The organism is Bacillus sp. MBGLi79 (assembly GCF_002953915.1).
Genome location: NZ_CP026521.1, coordinates 4,396,809 through 4,403,123 on the forward strand (window position 1 = coordinate 4,396,809; position 6,315 = coordinate 4,403,123).

At 47.6% G+C, this 6,315-nt stretch carries 6 protein-coding genes; 1 reads left to right on the top strand and 5 read right to left on the bottom strand.

All coding sequences use genetic code 11. The annotated features are described in order from the left end of the window. On the top strand, positions 1-1,367 hold a 1,367-nt coding region (locus C1T29_RS22455), incomplete at its 5' end, for an alanine/glycine:cation symporter family protein (protein WP_208945563.1). A gap of 45 nt (positions 1,368-1,412) precedes the next feature. Here C1T29_RS22455 and C1T29_RS22460 read toward each other — a convergent pair. The 5 genes from C1T29_RS22460 to C1T29_RS22480 form a co-directional block, all read right to left on the bottom strand. After that, complete coding sequence (locus C1T29_RS22460; protein ID WP_020451626.1) at positions 1,413-1,757, bottom strand: hypothetical protein; 345 nt, start codon at positions 1,755-1,757, stop codon at positions 1,413-1,415. A gap of 112 nt (positions 1,758-1,869) precedes the next feature. Continuing rightward, positions 1,870-2,556, bottom strand: a complete 687-nt coding sequence (gene narI / locus C1T29_RS22465) for a respiratory nitrate reductase subunit gamma (protein ID WP_020451627.1) — start codon at positions 2,554-2,556, stop codon at positions 1,870-1,872. Beyond that, entirely contained in the window at positions 2,553-3,095 is a 543-nt protein-coding gene (gene narJ / locus C1T29_RS22470; protein ID WP_023857572.1) for a nitrate reductase molybdenum cofactor assembly chaperone, read from the bottom strand. Before narJ ends, narI begins: the two co-directional genes overlap by 4 nt. Before the next feature lie 17 nt (positions 3,096-3,112). Further along, the gene (gene narH / locus C1T29_RS22475) at positions 3,113-4,582 is read right to left on the bottom strand and encodes a nitrate reductase subunit beta (RefSeq protein ID WP_208945564.1); all 1,470 of its coding nucleotides are present in this window, start codon (positions 4,580-4,582) and stop codon (positions 3,113-3,115) included. Further along, on the bottom strand, positions 4,572-6,315 hold a 1,744-nt coding region (locus C1T29_RS22480), incomplete at its 5' end, for a molybdopterin-dependent oxidoreductase (RefSeq protein ID WP_208945565.1). The genes narH and C1T29_RS22480, both read right to left, overlap by 11 nt.

Sequence of the window (6,315 nt, forward strand, 5' to 3'; positions counted from 1 at the left end):
TTTGGACTTATTTAGTCTATATATTAATAGGAATAGGCCTGTTCTTTACTTTTAAATTGAAATTCGTTCAATTCCGCTATTTCTTCGAGATGTTTCGTATCGTCGGACAAAAGGAGGAGAAAGGAAAAGGCGTCTCGTCTTTGCAGGCTTTCTTTATTTCCGCCGCTTCGCGTGTCGGCACGGGAAACCTGACCGGTGTCGCGCTTGCTGTTGCAACAGGAGGACCTGGAGCGGTCTTTTGGATGTGGGTTGTCGCACTTGTCGGTATGGCTTCCAGCTTTGTGGAGAGTACGCTGGCTCAAGTCTACAAGGTCAAAGACGGCGATCATTTCAGAGGGGGTCCTGCTTATTATATGGAAAAAGCGCTGGGCGCCAGATGGATGGGCATTATCTTTGCCGTTTTGATTACGATTACATTCGGATTGATCTTTAATGCGGTGCAAGCCAATACGATCGTCGGTTCGATGGAAGGGGCTTTCAACCTTGATAAAACAACGGTCGGAATTGTTTTGGCGGTATTGACCGGATTTATCATTTTCGGCGGTTTGAAACGCGTTGTGACAGTTTCGCAGTTGATCGTTCCGGTTATGGCGGTCATTTATCTTGGACTTGCTTTATTTGTCGTGCTGACGAATATTTCTCAAATACCGGCCGTTTTCGCGATGATTGTGAAAGATGCTTTCGGGATCGAGCAGATTGCAGGGGGTACGCTCGGCAGCATCATTATTATCGGTGCGAAGCGCGGCTTGTTTTCAAACGAAGCCGGAATGGGAAGCGCGCCGAACGCAGCGGCGACTGCCAATGTCTCTCACCCGGCGAAGCAAGGCTTTATCCAAACGCTTGGCGTATTCTTTGATACGATGGTTATCTGCAGTGCGACAGCCTTTATGATTCTGCTGTTCAATCTGACGCCGGGCAAAGAGCTTGACGGCATTCAAATTACACAAGCAGCCATGCAGCATCATGTCGGAAGCTGGGCGCCTGCGTTTGTCGCAGTGGCGATTTTCCTGTTCGCTTTCAGCTCAATCGTCGGAAACTACTATTATGGTGAGACGAATATTGAATTTATTAAAAAGAGCAAGACGACGCTTGCCGTTTACCGTACAGCTGTTGTCGCAATGGTCATCTTCGGATCTGTATCCGGTTTTCAACTTGTGTGGGACATGGCGGATTTATTTATGGGATTAATGGCGATCATTAACCTGATTGCGATTCTGCTTCTTTCCGGAATTGCCGCGAAAGTGCTGAAAGACTATACTGATCAGCGTAAAACAGGGAAGAACCCTGTCTTTAAGGCAAGCTCGATTCCAGGTCTGAAAAACACAGAGGCTTGGGAAGACGAGAAGGAAACATTGCAATCGAAATAAACAATATGAAAAAAGGCGTCCTTGGGGCGCCTTTTTCTTGTTTTTTTACTGACAGCTGAATGAGGTAATCTCGTTCAAGTCAATACCGAAGTAAACCCAGCGGAATTGACGCGGTCTCCAGCGGTAGCCCGCAATCGAATAACGTCCTACGAAAACCGGGTAGAACCAAAAGCGGCTGCCGTTTCTTAAGCGGATGAATGTATATTTGAACAGGCATCTTCTGATTCCGCCGGGATCAACGGCAAATACCGAAGGGCCGGTGTCTTGCGGAAATTGGCTCGGCGGCGGGGGGAGAAACTGCTGTTGCTGCTGTCCTCCAACTCCTGGAGGCGGCCCCGGCGGAAATTGCTGGCGATACGGATCATATAGTGAAGGATCGTATGGATACAATAAAAACGCTCCTTTCTGATGGTTTGCTTTATCGTATGATTGATAGGGAATAAGGGTAGCTTGCCTATAGAGAAAAAAATCCCTAAAGCCGTTTTGGCTTTAGGGAAAATGTTTAAATGCTTTTGCGGGGCGCCCGTTTTCGGTAAACAACATAGCTTCTTGTCAAATATTTTAGCGGCATGCTGAATACGTGGACGAGCCGAGTAAACGGCCAGACGATGAAAATGACGTAGCCCATCATAATATGAAGCTTAAACCAGAGGGGCACGCTCGCCATAAGTCCGGCATCAGGCTTGAATAAGAAAATGTTGCGAAACCACGGGCTGATTGTTGTCCGATAGTCGAATCCTTTTGAATCGATGTTCAAGAAGGTTGCCGCAAGCCCAGTCGTCATGACGAATAACAAAGCGACCAGCGTGATGAAATCACCGGCAGAGCTCGTTTTTCGAATTCGTTTGTCCGTGAATCTGCGGTAGGTCAATATGATAAGTCCTGACAGCGCGGCGATGCCCGCTGGGAGTCCGAAACCGATCGCGATTTTATGGTACATATGCTCTGATACGCCGAGCGCCTGATAAAGGCTTTCCGGAATTAAAATTCCCATCACATGCCCGCCGATGACAAAAAAGATTCCCCAGTGAAAAAGGCTGCTGCCAAGCGCCAATTTTTTCTTTTCGAGCATTTCGCTTGATTTGGCCGTCCAGCCAAACTGATCATGTTGATAGCGGTATATATGCCCTCCGATAAAAATGGTGATGACGATATAGGGGAGGATGACCCACAGTATTTGTTCGATCATGGCTGTACATTCCTTTCAACACCAATTTCCTCTAAAATCATCGTTAATCCGTCTAATAACGGCGTATAGATGCTTTCATTCTCTGAAAGCTGCAATCTTAATTCTTCCAGGTTCGCTGCGTATTTTTGGAATACAGCCGCAGCTTTTTCATGATCGGCGACTGCAGCAAATTCAAGCATGAGCGGCAGATAATCCGGCAGCTCTTTGTCTGTCGGCTGAAAACCGGACTGCTGATACAGATCTTTCAGCTGCAGCAATTCAATTCCGCGCTCCCTTTGTTCACCGGAGTTGAAATAGGTGACATAAAGGTTCGTTTTTTTGCCGAAATCAAACGTATATACGTACGTTTCGATCAATTCCTCAGACGAATAGGAAGCCGCGCTTTCCAAAAAGGCAAGCAGATGCCCTTTCAGCGCTTCATGTTCGATTTCGCCGATGATCTGCTGCCATTCGGAACGTTCTTTTCTCCACTCTTCATCAGGGTAGGAGAGGAGGTGAGAAAGAGCGGCAAAAACGGTTTGTTTGTCTGTTCCATTCATGAAGCTTCCCTCCAGTGTTATATGTTTTGGCAAGAGCCGGGTCCTCCGGCAAACGATAATCCGCAGCTTCCTTGTTCCATGTACAGATCCGCGACTTCTTCGCGATGGGTTTGCGGAATGACAAAGCGGTCATCGTATTTGGCGATCGCAAGCAGACGGTACATATCTTCAATCTGCTCTTCAGTCAATCCGGTATCTTGAATCAGGGCTGAATCGATCTGTTTGTTTGTTTGAGTCGCTCGCATGTACATACGCATCACAGACATTTTCTTTAATGTCGTTCTTATATGGTGTGTATCACCGGCAGTCAGCAAATTGGCCAAATATTCGATCGGAATCCGCATTTCTTCAATGGCTGGGCCGATATCTTCAGCTGATTGGGCCGTTCCTTTTCCTTCAAACATATTCATAATCGGACTGAGCGGCGGAATATACCATACCATCGGCAATGTCCGGTATTCAGGATGCAGCGGCAGAGCGATTTTCCAATCGATGATCATTTTGTAGATCGGAGATTTTTGCGCTGCTTCGATCCACTCCAGCGGAATGCCTTGAGCTTTTGCTTCTTCTGCGACAGCGGGATCATTCGGATCAAGGAAAATTTCCAGCTGGGAGTGATATAGATCTTTTTCATTTTCGGCTGAAGCCGCTTCTTCGACTTTATCTGCATCATAAAGCATGACTCCGAGATAGCGGATTCTGCCGACGCATGTCTCAGAGCAGATTGTCGGCAGTCCTGCTTCAAGACGAGGGAAGCACAATGTGCATTTTTCCGCCTTGTTCGTCTGCCAGTTGAAATACACTTTTTTATAAGGGCATGATGATACACAGTGTCTCCATGAGCGGCACGCATTTTGATCGACGAGAACGATCCCGTCTTCTTCGCGTTTGTACATCGCTCCCGACGGACAGGAGGAGACGCAGGAAGGATTGATGCAGTGTTCGCATATCCTTGGCAGATACATCATAAAGACGTCTTCAAATTCAGTCTTGATCGATTCTTCCATTTTTTTGACGTTTGGATCTTGAAGGCCTGTAATGTGGCCGCCGGCAAGATCGTCTTCCCAGTTCGGACCCCATTCAAGGTTCATGAAGTCTCCCGTAATAGAAGACTTCGGCCTTGCAACAGGCTGGTGTTTTTTCTCCGGACTGTTTGTCAGCGTTTCATAATCATAGTTCCAAGGTTCATAGTAGTCATCGATCGTCGGCTGGTACGGGTTGTAGAATAAATTCATGAGCCGCGTTGTTTTGGCGCCTGATTTGAGCTGAAGTTTGCCTTTTTTCAGCTCCCAGCCGCCTCTGTATTTATCCTGGTCCTCCCATTGTTTAGGGTAGCCGATGCCCGGTTTTGTTTCGACGTTGTTGAAGTACATATATTCTGCACCGGAACGGTTTGTCCATGTGTTTTTGCATGTGACGCTGCATGTATGGCAGCCGATGCATTTATCAAGGTTCATTACCATTCCGATTTGAGCTTTAATCTTCAAGCCAATCGACCTCCTTCAATTTTCTGATCACGACATTGAGGTCGCGCTGATTTCCTGTCGGCCCGTAGTAGTTGAATCCGTAGCTGAGCTGGCCGTAGCCTCCGATCATCTGCGTCGGCTTGACATGGATGCGGGTCGGACTGTTATGGGTTCCACCGCGGTTATTCGTCAGCTTTGTTCCCGGTACATTGATATGCCGGTCTTGGGCATGGTGCATAAAGGCCATTCCTTTTGGAATCCGGTGTGATGTCACGGCCCGTGCGACGACGACTCCGTTTCGGTTGAAGCATTCGATCCAGTCGTTGTCCTGAATGTCGGTTTCTTCCGCATCGTCTTTATTCATCCAGACTGTCGGCCCGCCTCTGAAAAGGGTAAGCATCGGCAGGGAATCAAAATACATGCTGTGAACCGACCATTTATTATGCGGCGTTAAATAGTTTAAAACGATTTCTTTTCCTTCCTGATCCGGACGCTTGTTCAAGAAAGGGCGGTGGATCAGGATCGGCTTGAATGTCGCCATGTTCTCGCCGAATTCCGTCATCATTTCATGATCAAGGTAAAAAGACTGTCTGCCGGTCAGCGTTCTCCACGGAATCAGTTTTTCAACGTTCGTTGTAAACGGCGAATAGCGCCGTCCGCCTTTTTCAGAACCGCTGAAAGCAGGGGAGGTGATCACCGTTTTCGGCTGAGCCGAAATTTGCTCAAATGTAAAGCATTCCTCTTCCCGTTCTTCAGCTAAGTCTTTCAACTCAAGATTCGTTATTTTTTCAAGCGATTCCCACGCTTTAACGGCTACTTTCCCGTTTGAAGTGGAAGAGAGGGTCAATACCGCTTCCGCAGCCTGTCTTGCATCACTGATGTCAGGACAGCCTTTGGCGATCGTGTCGTCTTTTACGACGCCGATCGTTTTTTTGAGGGAATCATATTCCGCTTCAACAGACCAGTTCATACCTTTCGTACCAAACGGCTGTTTGACAACATTCGGCCCAAGCGATGTCATCTTATTGAAAATCTGCTTGTAATCCCGTTCCACAACATGAATTTGCGGCATTGTTTTGCCGGGAACGGCAGGGCAGTCGCCTTTGCTCCAATCTTTGATTTTCCCGAGCGGCTGCGCCATTTCCTGTGGAGTGTCATGGAGAAGAGGAGTCGCAACAGCCTCTTTTACAGGTTCCATGTCCATTTCTTCAGCCAGATTGGAAACCGCTTTTGCCAATGCTTTGAAAATATCCCAATCAGACTTTGCTTCCCACGGCGCGCTGATTGCCGGGTTAAACGGGTGGATGAACGGATGCATATCCGTGCTGCTGAGATCGTGTTTTTCGTACCAGGTGGCCGCAGGGAGCACGATGTCTGAATAAAGGGCTGTTCCCGCCATCCGGAAATCGAGATTGACCAGTAAGTCGAGTTTGCCTTCAGGCGCTTTGTCACGCCATGTGATTTCTTCGGGACGGACGCTGTCCTGATCATCGTTCATCAGTCCGTTAGTCGTGCCGAGCAAGTGCTTCAGAAAATATTCATGACCTTTGCCGGAGCTCGAGATTAAGTTGGCTCTCCAGACAAATAGATTTCTCGGGAAGTTCTTTTCATTGTCAGGATCTTCAATTGAAAACTTGAGCTTTTTCTCCTCAAGCTGTCTGGCGATATAGCTTCCGACTTGCTGAGCGTTCTCAGCGCCTGCTTTTTCTGCTTCTTTATACAGATCAATACCGTTTTTCTCAAACGTCGGATAC